General features: G+C 58.8%; 21 protein-coding genes. 12 read left to right on the top strand and 9 right to left on the bottom strand.

All coding sequences use genetic code 11. From position 1 onward, the window contains the following. Window positions 1–148 precede the first annotated feature (148 nt). The 4 genes from WCA85_RS31520 to WCA85_RS31505 are packed head-to-tail and all read left to right on the top strand — an operon-like array spanning window position 149 to window position 3,454. Entirely contained in the window at window positions 149–1,018 is an 870-nt protein-coding gene (locus tag WCA85_RS31520) for a branched-chain amino acid ABC transporter permease (RefSeq protein WP_424069020.1), read from the top strand. A gap of 56 nt (window positions 1,019–1,074) precedes the next feature. Continuing rightward, the gene (locus WCA85_RS31515; RefSeq protein WP_424069058.1) at window positions 1,075–1,968 is read left to right on the top strand and encodes a branched-chain amino acid ABC transporter permease; all 894 of its coding nucleotides are present in this window, start codon (window positions 1,075–1,077) and stop codon (window positions 1,966–1,968) included. After that, window positions 1,965–2,714, top strand: a complete 750-nt coding sequence (locus tag WCA85_RS31510; RefSeq protein WP_424069018.1) for an ABC transporter ATP-binding protein — start codon at window positions 1,965–1,967, stop codon at window positions 2,712–2,714. Before WCA85_RS31515 ends, WCA85_RS31510 begins: the two co-directional genes overlap by 4 nt. Beyond that, complete coding sequence (locus WCA85_RS31505) at window positions 2,711–3,454, top strand: ABC transporter ATP-binding protein (RefSeq protein WP_424069016.1); 744 nt, start codon at window positions 2,711–2,713, stop codon at window positions 3,452–3,454. The genes WCA85_RS31510 and WCA85_RS31505 overlap by 4 nt, the downstream gene beginning before the upstream one ends. A gap of 68 nt (window positions 3,455–3,522) precedes the next feature. Here WCA85_RS31505 and WCA85_RS31500 read toward each other — a convergent pair whose 3' ends face one another. After that, a complete protein-coding gene (locus WCA85_RS31500; protein ID WP_424069014.1) occupies window positions 3,523–4,272 on the bottom strand; it encodes a DUF4336 domain-containing protein in 750 nt (249 codons plus the stop codon). 294 nt (window positions 4,273–4,566) lie between these two features. On the opposite strand from WCA85_RS31500, the gene WCA85_RS31495 reads away from it, so the two are divergent. Next, the gene (locus WCA85_RS31495; protein WP_424069012.1) at window positions 4,567–4,896 is read left to right on the top strand and encodes a DUF1840 domain-containing protein; all 330 of its coding nucleotides are present in this window, start codon (window positions 4,567–4,569) and stop codon (window positions 4,894–4,896) included. Between the two features lie 47 nt (window positions 4,897–4,943). Here WCA85_RS31495 and WCA85_RS31490 read toward each other — a convergent pair whose 3' ends face one another. Continuing rightward, window positions 4,944–5,432 carry a universal stress protein gene (locus WCA85_RS31490; protein ID WP_424069010.1) on the bottom strand — a complete coding sequence of 163 codons (489 nt, stop codon included), beginning with the start codon at window positions 5,430–5,432 and terminating at the stop codon, window positions 4,944–4,946. A gap of 407 nt (window positions 5,433–5,839) precedes the next feature. Next, window positions 5,840–6,025 (bottom strand): hypothetical protein, encoded by a 186-nt coding sequence (locus WCA85_RS31485; protein WP_424069008.1) that lies wholly within the window; start codon window positions 6,023–6,025, stop codon window positions 5,840–5,842. Window positions 6,026–6,386: 361 nt separating this feature from the next. Here WCA85_RS31485 and WCA85_RS31480 point away from each other — a divergent pair, with 361 nt between their 5' ends. Then, window positions 6,387–7,109 (top strand): YfdX family protein, encoded by a 723-nt coding sequence (locus WCA85_RS31480; RefSeq protein ID WP_424069006.1) that lies wholly within the window; start codon window positions 6,387–6,389, stop codon window positions 7,107–7,109. A 336-nt stretch (window positions 7,110–7,445) separates the two neighbouring features. Here the strand turns inward: WCA85_RS31480 and WCA85_RS31475 are convergent, their stop codons facing one another. Both WCA85_RS31475 and WCA85_RS31470 read right to left on the bottom strand, forming a co-directional pair. Beyond that, a complete protein-coding gene (locus WCA85_RS31475) occupies window positions 7,446–7,667 on the bottom strand; it encodes a hypothetical protein (RefSeq protein WP_424069004.1) in 222 nt (73 codons plus the stop codon). Between the two features lie 112 nt (window positions 7,668–7,779). Continuing rightward, a complete protein-coding gene (locus tag WCA85_RS31470; protein WP_424069002.1) occupies window positions 7,780–8,778 on the bottom strand; it encodes an SDR family oxidoreductase in 999 nt (332 codons plus the stop codon). A gap of 647 nt (window positions 8,779–9,425) precedes the next feature. Here WCA85_RS31470 and WCA85_RS31465 point away from each other — a divergent pair. Further along, window positions 9,426–9,728 carry an ArsR/SmtB family transcription factor gene (locus WCA85_RS31465; RefSeq protein ID WP_424069055.1) on the top strand — a complete coding sequence of 101 codons (303 nt, stop codon included), beginning with the start codon at window positions 9,426–9,428 and terminating at the stop codon, window positions 9,726–9,728. An 82-nt stretch (window positions 9,729–9,810) separates the two neighbouring features. Next, window positions 9,811–10,872, top strand: coding sequence for an alkene reductase (locus WCA85_RS31460; RefSeq protein ID WP_424069000.1), 1,062 nt, complete (start codon window positions 9,811–9,813; stop codon window positions 10,870–10,872). Window positions 10,873–10,954: 82 nt separating this feature from the next. On the opposite strand, the gene WCA85_RS31455 is transcribed toward WCA85_RS31460, so the two are convergent. Beyond that, window positions 10,955–11,500, bottom strand: coding sequence for a GNAT family N-acetyltransferase (locus WCA85_RS31455; protein ID WP_424068998.1), 546 nt, complete (start codon window positions 11,498–11,500; stop codon window positions 10,955–10,957). Window positions 11,501–11,743: 243 nt separating this feature from the next. On the opposite strand from WCA85_RS31455, the gene WCA85_RS31450 reads away from it, so the two are divergent. Continuing rightward, window positions 11,744–12,391 carry a VTT domain-containing protein gene (locus tag WCA85_RS31450; protein ID WP_424068996.1) on the top strand — a complete coding sequence of 216 codons (648 nt, stop codon included), beginning with the start codon at window positions 11,744–11,746 and terminating at the stop codon, window positions 12,389–12,391. A gap of 237 nt (window positions 12,392–12,628) precedes the next feature. On the opposite strand, the gene norR is transcribed toward WCA85_RS31450, so the two are convergent. After that, window positions 12,629–14,236 (bottom strand): nitric oxide reductase transcriptional regulator NorR, encoded by a 1,608-nt coding sequence (gene norR / locus WCA85_RS31445; RefSeq protein ID WP_424068994.1) that lies wholly within the window; start codon window positions 14,234–14,236, stop codon window positions 12,629–12,631. Window positions 14,237–14,348: 112 nt separating this feature from the next. On the opposite strand from norR, the gene hmpA reads away from it, so the two are divergent. The 3 genes from hmpA to WCA85_RS31430 all read left to right on the top strand — a co-directional run bounded on the left by hmpA (window position 14,349) and on the right by WCA85_RS31430 (window position 16,619). After that, on the top strand, window positions 14,349–15,530 hold the full coding sequence (gene hmpA / locus WCA85_RS31440; RefSeq protein WP_424068992.1) for an NO-inducible flavohemoprotein: 1,182 nt from the start codon (window positions 14,349–14,351) through the stop codon (window positions 15,528–15,530). 58 nt (window positions 15,531–15,588) lie between these two features. Further along, on the top strand, window positions 15,589–16,026 hold the full coding sequence (locus WCA85_RS31435; protein WP_424068990.1) for a carboxymuconolactone decarboxylase family protein: 438 nt from the start codon (window positions 15,589–15,591) through the stop codon (window positions 16,024–16,026). An 83-nt stretch (window positions 16,027–16,109) separates the two neighbouring features. Further along, window positions 16,110–16,619, top strand: a complete 510-nt coding sequence (locus tag WCA85_RS31430; RefSeq protein ID WP_424068988.1) for a hypothetical protein — start codon at window positions 16,110–16,112, stop codon at window positions 16,617–16,619. 85 nt (window positions 16,620–16,704) lie between these two features. Here the strand turns inward: WCA85_RS31430 and WCA85_RS31425 are convergent, their stop codons facing one another. Beyond that, a complete protein-coding gene (locus tag WCA85_RS31425) occupies window positions 16,705–17,556 on the bottom strand; it encodes a carbohydrate ABC transporter permease (RefSeq protein ID WP_424068986.1) in 852 nt (283 codons plus the stop codon). A 10-nt stretch (window positions 17,557–17,566) separates the two neighbouring features. Then, window positions 17,567–18,432 (bottom strand): carbohydrate ABC transporter permease (locus tag WCA85_RS31420; protein ID WP_424068984.1); only part of this gene is annotated, 866 nt, incomplete at its 5' end.

The raw sequence follows: 18,432 nt of genomic DNA, 5'->3' as shown, positions 1-18,432 counted from the left end.
TAGACAAAGTCCATTGCGGACAGACAAAACGCACCGGCGTCCCGCAAGGGCGCCGGCTCCGTGAAACAGACACACATGCACCGAGTATCGTGACGCGCTCAGCTCAACGAAGCTGGGCAGACTCTGTGAAAGTGCTTCCGGCGGTGGTATGACACAGCTGATTCTGTTTAACGTTTTCAATGGAATCATCATCGGTGCGTTCTATGCACTGATGGCGCTCGGGCTTTCCCTGATACTCAACCTGAGCGGGGTCATCAATTTCGCTCACGGTGGGTTCCTCGCGGTTGGCGCGTATCTCGCGTACACGCTGATGCCGTACACCGGATTCTGGATCGCGCTAGTGCTCGCCCCTCTCCTGACGGCGGTGCTCGGTGTGGTGATCGAGCGGTTGCTGATCCGACGGCTTTATGGTCGCGATCCGCTATACAGCCTGCTCCTGACCTTCGGGCTGGCTTTCATGCTGCAGGATGGCACGCGTTATATCTGGGGACCACAGACGCTGCCTTACCAGATACCTGCGTCGCTCAATTCGCCGCTTAGTTCCACGCTCTTCTTTCTGACTGGTTACCGGTTGTTTATGGTGGCGCTTGCTGTCGTGGTTGTCGCCGGCCTCTTCCTGATTCTCAACCGGACCCGGCTTGGTATGCGGATACGGGCTGGCACTACGGATCTGGAGACCGTATCAGTACTCGGCGTGAACGTGCGAATGCTGCGCACCCTGAACTTCGGCCTCGGGATTTTCCTTGCCGGGCTCGCGGGGGTTCTCGCCGCAGGCATGCTTGGACTGGAGCCGACCATCGGCGACTCGCTCATCATGCCCAGCTTTGTGGCCATCATTGTGGGCGGTCTCGGCAGTCTGCCCGGCACGCTGCTCGGAGGCATCCTGATCGGCGTTGCGTCCAGCGTGACCTCCGTCTTCTTCCCGTCCGCGACCGAGGCGGTCATATACGTCATCATGGGTCTTGTGTTGCTCGTACGTCCGCGCGGGCTGTGGGGCGAGGAAGGGAGGGTCCAGTGAGCGGAACGCGATATGGATGGATCCGTGCGGTCGTGATATGGGCAGCGCTCCTCACAATGCCGTTCTGGATCAACTGGGTTGGGGGATATACGGCGTTGGGGACGCGCCTGCTTGTGATGGCGCTGGCAGCGATGTCGCTCAATTTCCTGCTAGGCTTTACGGGCGTGCTGTCGTTCGGACACGCAGCCTACTTCGGACTCGGCGCATACGGTGTCGGGATGACGATCCGATACCTCGTCCCAAGTACACCGGTCGGGATGCTGGTTGGCGTAGCCGTCGGAACAATAGCGGCCGCCATTATCGGGGCGCTGATCGTCCGGCTGCGCGGCGTGTACTTTGCGATGGCTACAATCGCATTCGGACAGGTTTTCTATTTTGTTGCATTCCGGTGGAATTCCGTTACTGGAGGCGACGACGGGCTCTCGGGATGGCATCGCATGCCGATCAATCTGGGGCTTGGAACGATCGACATCCTAAGTAACGGCACGGTGTTCTATTACTTCGTGCTGGGGTGCTTCGCGGTCTCCGTCGCTGTCATGGCAGGCCTGCTGCGTTCGCCGTTCGGACGCACGCTGCTCGCTATCCGCGAGAACGAGCGTCGCGCGCGCTTCCTCGGCCTGCCGGTAGAGCAGCATATCTGGCTTTCTTTCATCATCTCGTGCTTTTTCGTCAGTCTGGCCGGCACGCTCTATGCCTTGCTGAACAATTTCGCGGATCCCCACGGCTTGCGCTGGGACCAGTCTGGCGAGTTCGTCATCATGTCAGTCCTGGGGGGGATGCGCTCGCTATGGGGCCCATTGATCGGTGCGGCGATTTTTGTCGTCGTGCAGGACTACATCTCCAGCCGGACGGAAAACTGGATGTCGTTTATCGGCCTGCTGTTCGTTCTGGTCGTCCTGTTCTTTCCGCGCGGCCTGCTTGGGATCTTGCGCAGAAAGGCGAACTCATGAGCTTACTGTCCGTTGAAAATGTGTCGCGGCATTTCGGCAACCTGTGCGCAGTTAACGACGTCTCGTTGGCCGTTCAGGCCGGTGAGCTGCGGGCGATCATTGGGCCAAATGGCGCGGGGAAAACGACGTTCTTCAATCTCATCAGTGGATTTTTTCAACCTACTGCGGGACGCATCCTGTTTAACGGGAACGACATCACAAGCCTTCCTCCCCATCGGCGTGTGGCAATGGGCATGGCACGCACTTTCCAGATCACCGAGGTTTTCCCGGAACTCTCGGTCCACGACAATGTGCGAATTCCTGTTGAAATCGAAAGTGGCCATCGGCTAAGCCCGTGGACGTCGCATGCCGACGCTGCGAAGGTGCGTGATCGCGTTGACGAACTGATCACGATGGGTGGACTTGGTGCCAAGGCAAGCCGCCTCGTGGGGGAGTTGCCGCTAGGTGACCAGCGCACCACGGAGATCATCATGTCCCTGGCACTCAGACCCCGCCTGTTGCTCCTGGACGAGCCTACGGCCGGAATGGGTGACCAGGAAACTTACGATATTACCCAACTCATCCGGAAACTACATAAGGACCAGGCGCTTTCGATGGTACTGATAGAGCACGATATGAGGGTGATCTTCCAACTGGCCCAACGCATTATGGTGCTTGCGGAAGGACGTGTGCTGGCCGAAGGTACGCCCGCCGAAATTGCGGCGAGTGACGCGGTACAGGCAGCCTACCTCGGAAAATCGGCATGAACGCACTGGAAGCTGATGGCCTGCAAACCTGGTACGGGAAGAGTCATATCCTGCACGCAGTGTCGCTGCAAGTGCGAGAGGGAGAAATCGTCGCCCTGCTCGGGCGCAATGGCGCCGGCAAGACGACGACATTACGCAGCCTCATGGGATTGACGCGCGCAAAGGAAGGTAGTGTGCGCATTTTCGATAAAACAGTGACCGCCTGGCCACCCTATCGAATCGCTGGGTCGGGCGTGGGATACGTTCCCGAAGGCCGACGCGTTTTTCAGGGGTTGACCGTTGAAGAAAACCTGCTCGTACCGCTTGAACGCCCCGGGCCCTGGACGATCGAACGGATCTATAAGCTTTTTCCCCGCCTCAGGGAGCGTCGCCTCAACAGAGGTAGGCAGCTTTCGGGGGGCGAACAGGAAATGCTGGCGATCGCGAGAGCGCTGATGCTTAACCCGAGGCTCCTGCTGCTCGATGAGCCTTCACAAGGACTCGCACCGTTGATTGTCCAGGAAGTGTTCGAGGTAATCGCCGGGATGCGCTGCGAAGGTATGTCCGTACTCCTGGTAGAACAGAACGTCCGGGTGGCCGTCGAGATCGCTGATACCGCGTGTGTGCTTGATGACGGGCGGGTGGTTTTCACGGGCCCTGCCCGCGAATTTGCGAGCGATGAAGCGAGGGTTCGATCACTCGCTGGCGCAAGCGTGGAGAATTGGGACACCCCGGGCACGCGAGGCGGAAATCGGAATTGATTTGCGGAAGATCCCCTTCCGACCGACGGCTCGAAACCGTGTGTTCGGCAAAATGTTCGCACCAGGTACTACTGAAGAAGCCAGCGAAACGCTCTCCGCAACTCCTTCGCGCCGTCTTTCTCGTACCACCGGCCATGCGCCAGGATGATTCGCTCGGGATTCCACTGAAGCATCTTCTCAATCGCAGCCCTAAGTTCTGCTCGTTGCTTCATGAATACCAAACGCATATCACGCGGCATCTGGCCGTCTGGATCCTGAACGCCTCCGAGCCGGGTGAGAGTCCTCATCGCGAACGAATTGAGCTTCCTAGGCTCGAAATTCTGGATTAGATCTGTCAGGATCAGCGTTCGGCTGGGATAGTGGAAAAACTCGACTTCCGTCATATGAGCACACGAAACAGGGAGCGTCGCAAGGTCCGCGTCCCACAGGTATCCAATTGCACCGCATAACGGCAGTCCATGAAAGCGGATGTGATTGCCGGCGTGCTCCTTAACGCCTGCGGCCAGATATACATATGCGTCCGGGAATGCGGTCCGCCAGTCGGATATCGACCAGTAGTGAAAGCGATTCGGCCCGATGATGTAGCAAGGCCTTCCGATCCTTTCGATTTCACTCTTGAGTTCGGGTGTAAGCCTCGTCGGTGAATGAACGAAGAGGCGTTCGCCAGCGAGCCTGACAACAGTCATACGCGTCGGGAACGGCATCTTCGGCCACGGCATGCCAAACCGGATGATCGGACCATCGACCACCCAGAGGTGCTCCGCGACACGCTTCAAGGTATTCAGCGGCGGATAGGTTGCCAGCGAAGTATCACTCATCCCGTTTAGAAGCTCGAATAATCATCGATATTTGGCGATGGACCAAGAATCCGTTCCCTCCGAATCGTCCGATTAAAAGCTCGTGCATAAACACCTGACGGGACCGCTTTTAATTTGTCACACTGTGATATAAAATGCAGATAGGCCTTCTCATGACTGTACATGAAGGTGGGACATCCCGCCCCAGAACAGGGAAGCGACGTACCGGGCTTTTTGTCCGTTTTCGGCGGGTGCTCCAGGCCCGATCCACAGGACGCCGCCATGCCTAAGGCCTCAATACAAGGAGGTCTCGTCATGCTGGTCACCTTTCAGTCCACTGCTACGCCTGATGTCGTCATGCTCAGGAACCTGGCTCAATATCTTCTTGGCTTGATGGGCAAACACCTTGAGGCGAGAGGGGTAATTGCCCACGAGGACATGCCTCAAGCAATCGCTCGTCTCGAGGCGGCCATTTCCGAGGAGACACTTGTAGAGACTGCCCTCGAATCCCTCCATACAGTGCCGAACGCACGTAACTATGATGCGGATGAAGACCGTGGCCGGGTTGCGCACCGGGCGTGGCCTTTGCTCGACATGATGCATGAGGCCGGCAAACAGAATGCCGACATCATCTGGGGGTTGTAGTTGCACATGCGTGCGCCGGCGCGAATCGTGACAGGAGCAGGTCCTCGCTATTCAGACACTTCAAAGAGAACGCCGCACGACACACGATTCAATAACAAAGCATGGTTATCGCCGCTCCACCAACGTGAAAAGAGGCCTTCCGGCCGGTGACCAATAACGATCAGATCGGCTCTCAGCGCGCTCGCCAGACGTGGGATCTCCTCGACAGCACTTCCAACAACAAAGTGCCCCATTGCGGGGACACCCCAACCGTCTAACTTCTCAATACCGTCCTGGAGGATCTCTTTCGCTGCCTCTTCGTCAATATCGAACTTCATGGTCGACAGCATCTCGTAACCGCCTGACGACCAGCCGATATCGAGAATGGAAAGCAGATGGGTTTCGGCCTGCAACTGCCTGGCAAGCGCAGCGCCACAACGCAATGCCCGTCGTCCTTCGGGGGTCGCGTCATAGCAAAGAAGAATCCGGTTAAAAGGAACCATCGCCTGCGCCTTCTCTGATGAATTTGCGAATGGCAGTGCAACGCACTGACTCATTCGTCTCCGTCTCCGGGCCAGCCCTAGCCTTCGGGTATGTCCCAACGGGGGACTTAAGTCTCGCTTAAGTCCATCGCCCTACATTTGACTAAGCATCAAGTGAGTATCGACTCTGCGTGTCTGATAGCAAATGTCAGGAAATCACACGCGCTTCGAGGCACTTATGGATCAGGAATTCGCGCCGCATTTCTTGCCCGAAATCTGAACCATCAGCAGGTAGGCGAAAACGTCAGCGGCAGTTGATATTCCTAGTTGGCCAGCCAGCTTCCTTCCCTGTACCGGGGCTGGCTTTACGGATCCGGACACTACGCCGGATCCGCTTTTTATCCTACGGCGACAAGATAGCCGGCACGTTGTATCGATCACTCCTACGCCGCGTCCGAATTTTCTAAATTCCGCTACTCACGCTAGGTAAACATTGGAACAGCTTCGAACAGTGCGAAACCCAGCAAAACGCCCGCAGCAGCTCCGATCAGCCTCGGGTGCCATCGGTCGAGATGAAGGGCACTAAACAACCCGCCGAGTAGAACGATCCCTAGAAACATGAATGTGATCACAAAAAAGCCAATGCCAAAGTCGTTGTTGATGATCACAATGCGCCTCCTCTTCAGATGGAAAGGTCACCATACCCGTGACGCAATTCCCGCGAAATTCGACACCCTCACCTGGCTGCGTTGAAAAGGTCGATGTCCTGTAATTATATGTCACCGTGTGACATATACCAACTGCGACATTCAACGGATCAGACTGCTAAAACATGTAGTTGTCCGCGCCATCTTCGCGCTTTAAGGGTTGCTTAAGAGACGTCGCCTACGTTGGAAGTGTCAGCCGAGTCCGACCCTCCGGCTGCTCAACGACGGCGACGGATCACCACCAGATTTCACACCGGATTCTCCCGTGCAAGGTTGGTGGATACATCAATCCGTTTTGCTGCCTTCTGAAAGGAGAGGCAAAATGTTCAATCTGGAAATGAAACGCACCGCGATAATCGCGATCGCTGTCACGCTGTGCGCCTGCGGTATGGAAAGCGCCGTCGCCTCGCAGTCGCCGGCAAGCACCCTCAACGACATGGGGAAACTTTCTACTAAGGGAAGTCAGGCATTTACCGAAATTCAGCAGGCCCGTCTGGCGATATTTTCCGGACGCCCAGCGCAGGCAACGAAGCTCGTCAAGGAGGCGCAAGAATCAATGAAGGCTGCACAGGCGGACAATTCGGCGTTCATGAAAGCCGAGGCCGACCTGAAAACGCCCCCGTCCATGACCTATCAATCGAGCGCCGCAAAGAGTACGACGCCCGTTTCCTGGTTGCCAGTCAACGGAGATGTGACGATAACCGACGACTTCGCGGCAAAGCCATCGCAAGCGAAAGCCGTCACTTCCGCAAACGCGCAATTGAAGAACGGAAAAACAGGAGCCGCGATGCAGGTTCTCAAACTGGCGGATATCAACGTCTCGTACACCATGGCTGTCGTGCCTCTCAAACAGACCGTCGCGGACGTCGACAAGGCGGCAGGACTGCTTTCCGCGGAGAAATACTATGAAGCCAACCAGACACTGAAACAGGTCCAGGACAGCGTCCGGTACGACTGGGTGGATCTGAGGGCATTGCCGCAGCCGAGTCATGTGGCTGAAAAGAATGCGAGTGGCAGCGCGGCTTCCGGTACCGTGGCCAAGTGAAACTATGTCGCGTTCAGCCGAGCCAACCAACCGTGATCTTTGAGACGCCCGCGGCATGCGGTCGCCACGCGGCGCGGCTTTGAACGCTCGTCTTCACGGCTACACTTTATACCGTGGACGCCTTGCCGCCGCGCCGGAGCGTCGGCCCACTGAGAGCAGGCGCGGCGTTGACAACGGCGAGGTGAGTCAACGCCTGTGGGAAATTTTCAGCCAGATGCCGGCCCCCGGCACGTCGTACTCCTCAGCGAGCAAACCTCCATGACCTTCGAATAGCTATAGTGCTGTGGCTCGGCTCGTGACTCCCACACACCCGCCCCTTCCGTCTGCCAGATCGTTTCAGTAGCGATAGTCCCAGTTCATCTCGTGCAGTTTTACCGAAGCGCGCAATACAACCAGGTTCGACCCGACCTTCGAAACCATGTCGTTGGTGTCATTTACGCTCCAAGGAGGCAATGCTCCATAGTCGAAACGCAGGCGCAACGTGCTACGCATTTTTACTGTCCCGCGCAGCCCGATCACGATACGCACAATCGACGAAAAGGTTTTTCGCACAGGCATGAAATCGACGATCCGAACGTCACCTTCGATCGTCTGAAAATCGGTTTCGGTGATAAGCGTGTCGTCCTGATAGCGCCGACTTCGAGCCGTTACGGCGCCTACGGTGAAGGGGTTATTTCGAGCGTTTCCTGCCACGCAGCAGGCCAACCCCAGTCACCACAGCGATGGCGGTCAACGTCCAGAACGCATTGCGATGTCTGTTTGTGAACATCTCCCAACTGGCCGTCCTCGAACGACCGTCGAAACGCCCATGCGCGCCGTAGTCGCCCGGTACGGGTTCGAATAGATTCCCGGGCGAATCGGACTCGAGCGGCTCATCAGTGAGTTGCCCTTTATAACCGGCTTTCGCAAGGTATCTGTCTATCAACCCTGGGGCAACGCGATTTGCAAGGATCGCCTTAACGGTGGGAAATCCCACCCAGACTTCGCGACGCCGGTGTGTGGCGCCAAAGAAAATCGCTCGCGCGGCGACTTCAGGTTCATAGATCGGAGCGACTGGCTGCGCCTTTTTGCCCATCTTGTTCAATGCCCAGTCGAATTGGGGGGTGTTGACCGCGGGTAAATCCACCATCGTCAGATGGACGTTCAGCCCGTCATGAATAATCTCAGAACGCAGTGCATCCGTGAAACCCCGAACTGCGAATTTGGCACCGCAATAGATAGACTGGAGGGGCACTGAACGGTATCCCAACGCCGAACCAACGTTGACGATCGTCCCACGGTTGCGGATCCTCATGCGCGAGAGCGCCGCCATCGTGCCGTGAACCTGGCCGAGGTAAGTCACCTTGGTACCTCGCTCGAACTCCTGCGCGGTGAGTTTCGAAACCGGCGCAAACACCGTCGCCATCGCGACGTTGACCCACACTTCGATCGGCCCGAGTTCCAACTCAATACGCGAGGCCGCCGTCTCGACTGCCTCGGCATCGGCCATGTCGGTCGGTATTCCCAGGGCGCGCACGCCATATGCGCCCTGCAGATCCGCAACGGCCCGGTTGATGCGGGTTTCGTCACGCGACAGCAACGCGACATCGTAGCCGCGCCGTGCGAACTCTTCGACGGTCGCCCGCCCAACCCCGGCACCGGCTCCAGTCACCACCACAACTTTGGCCATAGCGTATTCCTGTTAATCGTGCGGATGGGTGTGACGGCTATCCAGCAGTTTCTGTTCCTGTTGCTTATCAAGGCGTTCGTCACTCGCCAGATTTCGCGTCAGCAGCGGCCGTTCATATCTCCGTGCTGATGCATTCCGGTGCGCGGCCAACCTGAACCATCCCGACGGGTCGCCAGCCGATAAAATTACCATGCCTGTCACCCCATTGCGGAACGGCGAGCTAGACCGGCATCCCGCATCGATTTGTTCGCGCCCGTTCAATGCGAACTTCGCACCACTCCCTGAACATCTTGATCGTCCGGTTGCGCGGCCATAAATCCGGATCGATATACCAATCCCCAAGCAAGTGCTCGAAGATCGCCTTCCAGTTACGCTGAATCCACCGCTTGCCCTGCTGGTCTGGGTCGTCGCTACTGTCCGTGGGGATCAGGAACGCGGATGGGTCATCACGCGCGTCATATTGTGTGTTTTATGCCCTCGCAAATAAGTACAGACTCTATTGTGCGTCGACACCTATCAACCCCACCCTGAGTAGTGCCTCCAAACATATCGTTGATTTACGATATATACTTCGTCTCGTTGCGATCAGATGCCAGACCGTATCAACCCTCATCTGTCCGCCATTCATGAGCCCGAAAACCAACCCGATGACGATCGACATCGACGCGATCCACAAGGCGCTGGCCAACCCCCTTCGCCGCGAGATTCTCGCGTGGCTGAGGGAGCCGCAGGTGCATTTCGTTGGACAGGAAATTTCGCTAGACCACGGCGTGTGCGCCGGCATGATCGACGCACGCTGCGGGCTGTCGCAGTCCACCGTTTCGGCGCACCTGGCCGCCATGCAGCGCGCGGGCCTCGTCACGTCGAAACGTGTCGGTCAGTGGGTATTTTTCAGGCGCAACGAAGCCGTCATTCAGGCGTTTCTCGAGCACATGAATACGGACCTTTGAAGCTGGCCTCTGCAACGCCACGCCTCTCTCTTCACGCTGTTTATATCGTTGCGGGCTCCGCGCCCGCCAGGAAAGGTGACCTATGCCGACTCTTTTTGACCCGCTTCAGATTGGCGACCTCAAGTTGTCGAACCGCATCATCATGGCCCCGCTGACTCGTCAGCGTGCGGGCGATGTCCGCGTACCCAATGCGCTGATGGCGAAGTACTACGCCGAGCGCGCCTCGGCCGGGCTGATCATCAGCGAAGCCACTTCTGTCACGCCGCAAGGCGTCGGTTATGCCGCAACGCCCGGCATCTGGTCGCAGGAGCAGGTTGAAGGCTGGAAACTCGTGACGAGCGCCGTCCACGCAGCTGGCGGCAAGATTTTCCTGCAACTGTGGCACGTCGGCCGCGTCTCGGACCCGATCTTCCTGAACGGCGAAGTGCCGGTTGCGCCGAGCGCGATCGCGCCGAACGGCCACGTGAGCCTCGTGCGTCCGGAGCGCCCGTTCGTCACGCCGCGCGCGCTGGATCTGGCAGAAATCCCCGGCATCGTCGAGGCGTACCGCAAGGGTGCGGAAAACGCCAAGGCAGCGGGTTTCGACGGCGTCCAGGTGCACGGTGCAAATGGATATCTGCTCGACCAGTTCCTGCAGGACAGCACCAACAAGCGCACCGACGCATACGGCGGCTCGATCGAAAACCGCGCGCGTCTGCTGCTCGAAGTGACCGATGCCTGTATCGACGTATGGGGCGCCAATCGTGTCGGCATGCACCTCGCGCCGCGCGGCGACGCGCATACGATGGGTGATTCGGATGCTGCCGCGACCTTCGGTTATGTGGCGCGTGAACTCGGCAAGCGCAAGATCGCCTTTATCGCGGCACGCGAAGCGCTCGGCGACAATCGCCTCGGTCCGCAATTGAAGGCGGCATTCGGCGGCCCGTATATTGCCAACGAGAAGTTCTCCAAGGAGTCCGCGCAACACATACTGGACGCGGGCGAAGCCGACGCTGTCGCATGGGGCCAATTGTTCATCGCCAATCCGGATCTGCCGCGCCGCTTTGAGCTGGATGCGCCGTTGAACAAGCCGAATCCCGCGACTTACTATTCGGAAGGTGACGCTGGCTACACGGATTATCCTGCCCTGGAAACCGTGGAATAAGCGTCAAGCGCACCCAATCCATAGCAGCAGGCAGGACATAGTGGGCCCGACCGGAGTGGTTTCCGTTCGGGCCCACTGCTTTCTATGCAGGCCCGACGCCCACTTCGCGCCGCATGAATACACGCTTCGATTCATCGAGCCCGCGCGCCACATGTGCCGCACGCAGCGCCCGCAAGCGCTCGTCGAGATTCGCGTCGGCGATCACGCTAAATCCCAGTCGCCGGTAGTAAGGCGCATTCCAGGGAACCTCACGAAACGTAGACAGCACGAGGCGTTGCGCCCCAGCTGTTCGCGCGAGTCCGGCCACACGTTCCATCAGCGCCGCACCAATCCGCCGACCGGCCCATGCCCTTAGTACGTCAAGTTCTTCGATGTAAAACCCCGCCGCCATCTGCACGAACATAACGAATCCCACGCAGTGCGCGTCGCGGTCCACTGCAATCACAATCTCGGATGCGCGAATCTTCCTGCGCACGAAGTCCACGTCCATGGGCCGCGCGCTTGCAATGCCGACCATGTCGATATCCGCGAAGCGCTGCGCCGCGTCATACTCGATCGCACGGATGAGTTCAGCCTCGCGAAGCGCTGCAAAACGAAAGGTTACAGAAAGAGAATCCTGCGTCTGCATAGGTCAAGGGCGATCAATAACATCCATCCTGCAGTGCAAGGGGCGTCTACAAGAACGCTCGCGCTGCCTACGGAACTGGAAATGCCTCTAACCGGAATATTGGCACCATTGCAGTCAAACGAACAGCCATCACGCGCGCTTTGCGCTACCCGGCCACACCATGCCGCGCGTAATGAGAAAATGCCCCACACCTGCCATCGCGCAGGACTACACTCCTGAAACCTGCCACCGCCGCGCCACACCATGGATCTGATGCACTTTCTGCAGATTGCCCTGCACTTCGACCGTAACCTCGGCGGCCTGATTGCGCAATACGGCACCGCCGTCTACGCCATGCTGTTCGCTATCGTATTCGTTGAGATCGGCTTTCTGCCGCTGTTTTTTCTGCCCGGCGACCCGTTGATCTTCATCTGCGGCGCATTTGCCGCCACGGGCGCCCTCAGCGTCTGGCTGGTGATGCCGGTGCTATTCGCCGCGACGGTCGCGGGCAGCATCGTCAACTTTATGATCGGCCGCAAGATTGGCGAGAAGGTCTATACGGCCGAGTATCGTTGGCTCGACAAGCACGCCTTGCAGAAAGCCCACGCATTCTACGAAGCGCGCGGTGGCCTGACCTTTTTGCTGTCGCCGTTCATCGCCGTGGTGCGCACCTTTGCGCCCTTCGTCGCGGGCGTCTCGCGCATGTCGTTCGGGCGCTTCGCTTCGTTCGTCATCGCGGGTGCAGCGCTTTGGATTGTGTCGCTCGTCACCGCCGGATATCTGTTCGGCAACGTGCCGGTCGTGCGCGATCATATGAGTTCGATCGTGCTGCTAGGCGTAGGCCTCGGCGTTGGTTCGCTGCTGGTCAGCAGTCTTTGGCGCTTCGTTAGCCGCCGGCGGCAACGGGCCTGACTACGTCGCTCATGCCTGAATCATCACGATCAACGCGGTGGGAAAATCGGATATCGGCCGCCATCGAAGATCCCGTGTCTTCACACCTCAATGCGTTAAAGTTAGTCATCCAAATTACATGTTATCAGGCAAAACCATCCACCTCTTGCACTAATCACTTCGCGAGGCGGGGTTCGTACTCTTGAGAATCTTCGAGACCGACACCCGCAGCAGCATCGACGCAGGCGCCACCTCGAATCACTTCAAACCGAGCCGCTTCGCGAGCCGGTTCAGGTTGGCCCGATCGAGGCCCAGTTCACGCGCAGCGGCGGCCCAGTTCTGATTGTGGCGCGCCAGCGTGTCAACCACCATGGTTCGCTCGAACGCCGTCACGGCGCTGCGAAAATCGAGCTCTGCTGTCGATGTTTGCGTCTGTGGCGCATCAGAACCACCTGGCGCATCCGTCTGATCGACGGTTTGGGCGGATAGCGCGAAGTCAGCTGCAGTCAACGTAAGAATGCGGCGCCGGTCGCGATTGGCCGCAAGTGCCTTGAGCGCGCTGCGTCCGATCAGATGCTCGAGTTCGCGCACATTGCCGGGCCACGAGTAGCGCAGCAATGCGGCCTGCGCATCAGTGGCAAGACGGATGCTCAGCAAGCCAAGACGGGACCGGTTCTCTTCGAGAAAGAAACCCGCCAATAGCAGCACGTCACGGCCGCGCTCGCGCATGGGCGGCACGCGCAACGGATAGACACTCAACCGGTGATACAGGTCGGCACGAAAGCGTCCGGCCCGCACCTCTTCGGCGAGATCGCGGTTGGTCGCGGCGATCATCCGCACATTCACCTTGTGCTCTTCATCCGAGCCGACGCGCTGCAACTGGCCGTTCTGCAACACGCGCAGCAGTTTTGCCTGCATGGCGAGCGGCAGTTCGCCCACTTCATCCAGAAACAAAGTGCCTCCATCAGCGAGCTCGAACTTGCCGCGCCGGTCCGACGACGCACCCGAAAACGCGCCGCGCACGTGGCCGAACAGTTCGCTCTCGACGAGGGTGTCGGGCAACGCCGCGCAGTTCAGGCTGATCAACGGTTTGCTGGCGCGCGGCGACCGCGCATGGATCGCATTCGCCACCAGTTCCTTGCCCACCCCGGTCTCGCCCGTCACCAGCACCGTCAGATCGCTGCTGGCGACCACGTCGATCTCTTCCATCAGGTGCTTGTGCGCCTCACTGGTGCCGACCATGTCGCGGCGGCTCTGGCCGCTCGCCTGCCGGTAGGCTTCCGCGCGGCTGCGTTCTTCCTCACCGGTTCGCGCGAGCGTGTCGATCCGCTCGACGATGCTCACCGTCGCCGCGGCGAGACTCAGGAATGCTTGCAGCGACGCCATATCGATCGTGTCGAAACGGGCCGGATCCAACGCGTCGAGCGTAAGCAAGCCCCATGGCCGCCCGCCGATCAATAGCGGACATCCGAGGCAGTCGTGTACCTCGAGTTGCCCCGAAACGCCATGCACCAGGCCATCGTAAGGGTCCGGCAAGTCCGAGTCCGCGGCAAAGCGCGTCGGCGAAGAGCGCGACAGCAATTGCACAAAGCGTGGATGCTCGCTCACGCGAAAACGCCGGCCCAGCGTGTCGCTGCTCAGACCGTCGATGGCGAGCGGCACCAGCGTGTCACCTTCTAGGCGTAGCAATGCCGCCGCGTCGCCGGGGAAAAGCGTACGCAGCGCGCTCAGCAAGCGCCGATAGCGCTCGCTATCGGACAGATCGCGCGAAAGATCCTGCATCAGCGGCGTGAGCGCGTCGAGCAGCGCCCGGGCAGTCAATCCGACCTCTGGTGCAGTCGATCCGACTAGAGTCGAATTAACCATCACTTTTCATAACTGTTTGATTTAACTTGATTTTACACCCGGCACGGAACTTGTATATAAGAGCGCACAGCCCGAAGCTGGCTGAACCTTCACTCACACGAGGATCTGCACCATGTTGTCAGCCGAACACCGCGCCATCGTCAAAGCCACCGTCCCTCTTCTCGAAAGCGACGGCGAAGCACTTATTACGCATTTCTACAAACTGCTGATGAGCGATCACCCCGAGGTGCGTCCGCTCTTCAATCAGGCCAACCAGGCGAGCGGCGCGCAACAGCGCGCGCTCGCCAACGGGGTGCTGATGTACGCGCGCCATATCGATCAACTCGAACAACTCGGCGGCCTGGTTTCGCAGATCATCAACAAGCACGTTGCCTTGAACATTCTGCCCGAGCACTACCCGCTCGTCGGTGAAAGCCTGCTGCGCGCCATCCGTGAAGTACTTGGCGCGGAAATCGCCACAGACACCGTGATCGAAGCCTGGGGCGCCGCGTATCAGCAACTTGCCGATATCCTGATCGGCCTCGAAGAAGAGAAGTATGCCGCGCGCGCCGCCGCGCCGGGTGGATGGCGCGGCACACGCAGCTTCGTGGTGGCGCAAAAGGTGCGCGAGAGCGACGAGATCATGTCGTTCTATCTGCGCCCCGCCGACGGCGGCGAACTGCTGGAATTTCAGCCGGGACAATACATCGGCATGCGCCTCGTCATCGACGGCGAAGAGGTGCGCCGCAACTATTCGCTCTCGGCCGCCCACAATGGCCGCGAATACCGCATCAGCGTCAAGCGCGAACTGAACGGCAAAGTGTCGAACCACTTGCATGCGAGCGTCAATGAGGGCGACACGCTGGACCTGTTCGCACCGTCCGGCGATTTCAAACTCGAAGCCAGCGAAAAGCCGCTCGTCCTGATCAGCGGCGGCGTTGGCATCACGCCGACTCTCGCCATGCTACAGGCTGCGCTGAAAACGAATCGCGTTGTGCACTTCATTCATTCGGCCCGTCACGGCGGCGTGCATGCGTTTCGCAAAGTAATCGACGAACTGGCGGCGCGTCATCCGCAACTCAAGCGCTTCTATTGTTATGAAGAGCGTCGCACTGGCGATCAGCATGCAGACGGCTTCGGCTATCTCGACGCGGCGCTGCTCGACGAGTGGCTGCCGCCAAGCCACGACGTGGACGCTTATTATCTCGGCCCGATCGGTTTTATGAAAGCGATGAAGCAGCACCTCAAGGCAGCCGGCGTACCGGAATCGCAAAGCCACTTCGAGTTCTTCGGGCCGGCAGCGGCACTCGAATAAGCTTAAGCTGCATCCCTGTTACCCCTAGCATGACGCGCAACCAACCAGGAACGACACCATGGAACAACGCCTCGACTTTTACAAAGCCAATCCTCAGGCCATCAAAGCGCTTATGGCGCTGGAAGAACAAATTGGCAAATCGTCTATCGAAAAGCCGCTGGCCGAACTGGTCCGTCTGCGCGCCTCGCAGATCAACGGTTGCGCGTTCTGTGTCGACATGCACTCGACCGATGCACGCAAAGGGGGCGAGACCGAGCGTCGACTCGCCGCAGTGGTCGTATGGCGCGAAACGCCGTTCTTTTCCGAGCGCGAACGCGCCGCGCTTGAGTGGACGGAAGCAGTGACGCTGGTGTCGCACGAACACGTTCCGGACACCGTGTGGGAAGCCGTCAAGCCGCACTTCAGCGATGCGGAAATCGTCGATCTGACGCTGCTCATCTCGGCTATCAATAGCTGGAACCGGTTCGCCATTTCGTTCCGCAAGATGCCCGCGTGACGCTTGAGACGTCATGCTCAGTGGATGCCCGTCAGGGGACCGTAATGTGACCGAATCTACTGCGTCATTTAACGAAAGTTAACTTGGGTCGGCGCATTATTTGGATCAGACTGTGGATCCCGCACACACCGATGACGGAGAAACTCATGAACATCCAGGATGCATGGGACGCTCAGATCCGCCACATTCACGATGCGGCCGCCAAGGGGCACCGCCTCCCACAGCGGAACGCTCATCAAGCGCGTTTCACGCGGCGCGCGATGCAGATTTCAACGGGCCTCCTCTGTTTATGGTCGGTGCTTGAAACGCCGTTGGAATTCGCACCCGCCGACGACCCAACGCGCGTCGCCGCGCTCGTCGCGTCTAAATGCCTGCTGCTTGCCGGGGGGGCAGCCGCTATATGTGGTGTGCGCTACACGCGCGCGGCGTTCGCTGTTGTGTGCGGGGTAAGTGTGCTGGCCGTTGCTCCGACGCTGCCATTTGTCTACAGCATTTCTCATTCGCTGTTCGCGCTCGCGCTGGGCGAGTGCGTGCTTAAGGCGGCCGTCGCGGCGAGTTGCGCGCTCTGGTATATGCAAAAGACTTCAGACTGAGCTGATAGGCCAAAAAAAGCCCGCTAACGCGGGCAACCCTCTCGGGGGAGAACAAGGAACAACCAATCTCCTTCGCGCGGCTCACTTAGCCTTTCGTTGCACCAAACGTGAGCCCCGCGACAAAGTGCTTTTGCATCGCAAAGAACATCGCAACCGAAGGCAATGCGGCCAGTATCGACCCCGCCGACACCAGATTCCACGCTGTGGTCCATTGCCCCTTCAACGCGGCGACGCCCACTGTGATGGGCGCGGCCTCATCCCCTTGTGTCAGACATAGCGCCCAGAAGTAGTCGTTCCATACAAACGTGAAGACGAGAATGGCAAGCGCAGCGAGCGCCGGGCGAATCAACGGCAGCACGATTTTGAAAAACACCGTCCATTCGTTAGCGCCTTCGATGCGTGCGGCCTCGACGAGTTCAAACGGCAACTGCTTGATGAAATTGCGCAGAAACAGCGCACAAAAACCGGTCTGAAACGACATATGAAACAGAATCAACGCGCCTACGGTGTTAAACAGCCCTAGCTTCAACGACAGATCGCGCACAGGAATCATCAGCACCTGAACGGGCACGAAATTGCCGGCGACAAAGGTAGCGAACAAGCCGGTGTTGCCGCGAAAGCGATAGATCGCGAGCGCGAATCCCGCCATCGCCGCCAACGTAATCGAACCCACCACGGCCGGCACCGTAATCAGCACACTGTTCCAGAAGTAATGCAGCATCGGCGAGGTGGTTAGCGCATCGCGATAGTTGTCCCACATCGCAAAGTGTTTCGGCCAACCCCAATAGTTACCTTCGCTCAGTTCATCGGATGAACGCACCGAGGTTACGAGCACCGCGATCATCGGCAGCAGCCAGATCAGCAAGGCCACCGGCAACGACAGCTTGTACAACCGGCGCGTGGTCGGTTTCCATTTCGCAATGGGCATTGGATACATGTCGGGCTCCTTATTGCTCAGCGCGCAGCATCCGCCGCAGGTGATAGACGATATAGACCAGCATGATGGCGAACAGCACCACCGCGACCGCGGCGGAATAGCCGATGCGGTAATACTTGATTGCCTGGTCGTACATGTAGTAGGCCAGCACGGTGGAGCTTTCGAACGGGCCGCCACCGGTCATTACGGAGATCAGGTCGAAGCTGCGCAGCGCGCCAATCACCGTCACTACGATTGCCATGAAAGTCGTGGGCCGCAACTGCGGCAAGATCACATGCCATAGCATCGACCAGCCATGCGCGCCTTCCATGCGTGCCGCTTCGACCTGTTCGGCATTGAGCGAGGTCAAGCCCGTCAAATACAGAATCATGCAGTAGGCAGTTTGCGGCCACAGCGCCGCAAAGATGATGCCGAGCGTCGCATAACGCGGGTCACCGAGCACCGGGACGCCGTGTCCGAGAATCAGCGCAAGCAGGCCGAAGGTCGGATCATAGAACCACGAAAAAATCAGTCCTACCACCACGCCCGACAGCACGAACGGCGCGAAGAACAGCGACTTGACGATGCGAATGCCACCTACAGCCTGGTTCAGATATAACGCGACCGCGAGCCCCATCGGCGGCGCCAGCAAAAACAGCAGCAGCCAGATCAAGTTGTTCTTGAGCGCCGTATAAAAGGTCGGCGCGTGGAATAGCTCCACGTAGTTGGCGAGGCCCACAAAGCTGGGTTCGGTCATGCCGTCCCAGTTGTAGAAGCTGATGCGCATCGTGGACAGAATCGGCCAGATCACATAGATCGCGACCATCACGCAGGCCGGGGCGAGAAACAGGAAAGCCGCGCGCCGTTGTCTGCGCGCAGTGGGCGACGGTCCACGCC

The sequence above is a fragment of the Paraburkholderia sp. genome, from assembly GCF_049581445.1.
Taxonomy (GTDB): Bacteria; Pseudomonadota; Gammaproteobacteria; order Burkholderiales; family Burkholderiaceae; genus Paraburkholderia.
This window is presented reverse-complemented; position numbering and strand designations above follow the sequence as displayed.

Coding starts and splice junctions, on each gene's coding strand:
- WCA85_RS31465 (WP_424069055.1), top strand. CDS start 9,426: ATGACGATCGACATCGACGCGATCCACAAGGCGCTGGCCAACCCCCTT.
- hmpA (WP_424068992.1), top strand. CDS start 14,349: ATGTTGTCAGCCGAACACCGCGCCATCGTCAAAGCCACCGTCCCTCTT.
- WCA85_RS31455 (WP_424068998.1), bottom strand. CDS start 11,500: ATGCAGACGCAGGATTCTCTTTCTGTAACCTTTCGTTTTGCAGCGCTT.
- WCA85_RS31470 (WP_424069002.1), bottom strand. CDS start 8,778: ATGGCCAAAGTTGTGGTGGTGACTGGAGCCGGTGCCGGGGTTGGGCGG.
- WCA85_RS31490 (WP_424069010.1), bottom strand. CDS start 5,432: ATGAGTCAGTGCGTTGCACTGCCATTCGCAAATTCATCAGAGAAGGCG.
- WCA85_RS31515 (WP_424069058.1), top strand. CDS start 1,075: ATGCCGTTCTGGATCAACTGGGTTGGGGGATATACGGCGTTGGGGACG.
- WCA85_RS31435 (WP_424068990.1), top strand. CDS start 15,589: ATGGAACAACGCCTCGACTTTTACAAAGCCAATCCTCAGGCCATCAAA.
- WCA85_RS31505 (WP_424069016.1), top strand. CDS start 2,711: ATGAACGCACTGGAAGCTGATGGCCTGCAAACCTGGTACGGGAAGAGT.
- WCA85_RS31460 (WP_424069000.1), top strand. CDS start 9,811: ATGCCGACTCTTTTTGACCCGCTTCAGATTGGCGACCTCAAGTTGTCG.
- WCA85_RS31480 (WP_424069006.1), top strand. CDS start 6,387: ATGTTCAATCTGGAAATGAAACGCACCGCGATAATCGCGATCGCTGTC.
- WCA85_RS31495 (WP_424069012.1), top strand. CDS start 4,567: ATGCTGGTCACCTTTCAGTCCACTGCTACGCCTGATGTCGTCATGCTC.
- WCA85_RS31425 (WP_424068986.1), bottom strand. CDS start 17,556: ATGTATCCAATGCCCATTGCGAAATGGAAACCGACCACGCGCCGGTTG.
- WCA85_RS31500 (WP_424069014.1), bottom strand. CDS start 4,272: ATGAGTGATACTTCGCTGGCAACCTATCCGCCGCTGAATACCTTGAAG.
- WCA85_RS31450 (WP_424068996.1), top strand. CDS start 11,744: ATGGATCTGATGCACTTTCTGCAGATTGCCCTGCACTTCGACCGTAAC.
- WCA85_RS31520 (WP_424069020.1), top strand. CDS start 149: ATGACACAGCTGATTCTGTTTAACGTTTTCAATGGAATCATCATCGGT.
- WCA85_RS31510 (WP_424069018.1), top strand. CDS start 1,965: ATGAGCTTACTGTCCGTTGAAAATGTGTCGCGGCATTTCGGCAACCTG.
- WCA85_RS31475 (WP_424069004.1), bottom strand. CDS start 7,667: ATGCCTGTGCGAAAAACCTTTTCGTCGATTGTGCGTATCGTGATCGGG.
- norR (WP_424068994.1), bottom strand. CDS start 14,236: ATGGTTAATTCGACTCTAGTCGGATCGACTGCACCAGAGGTCGGATTG.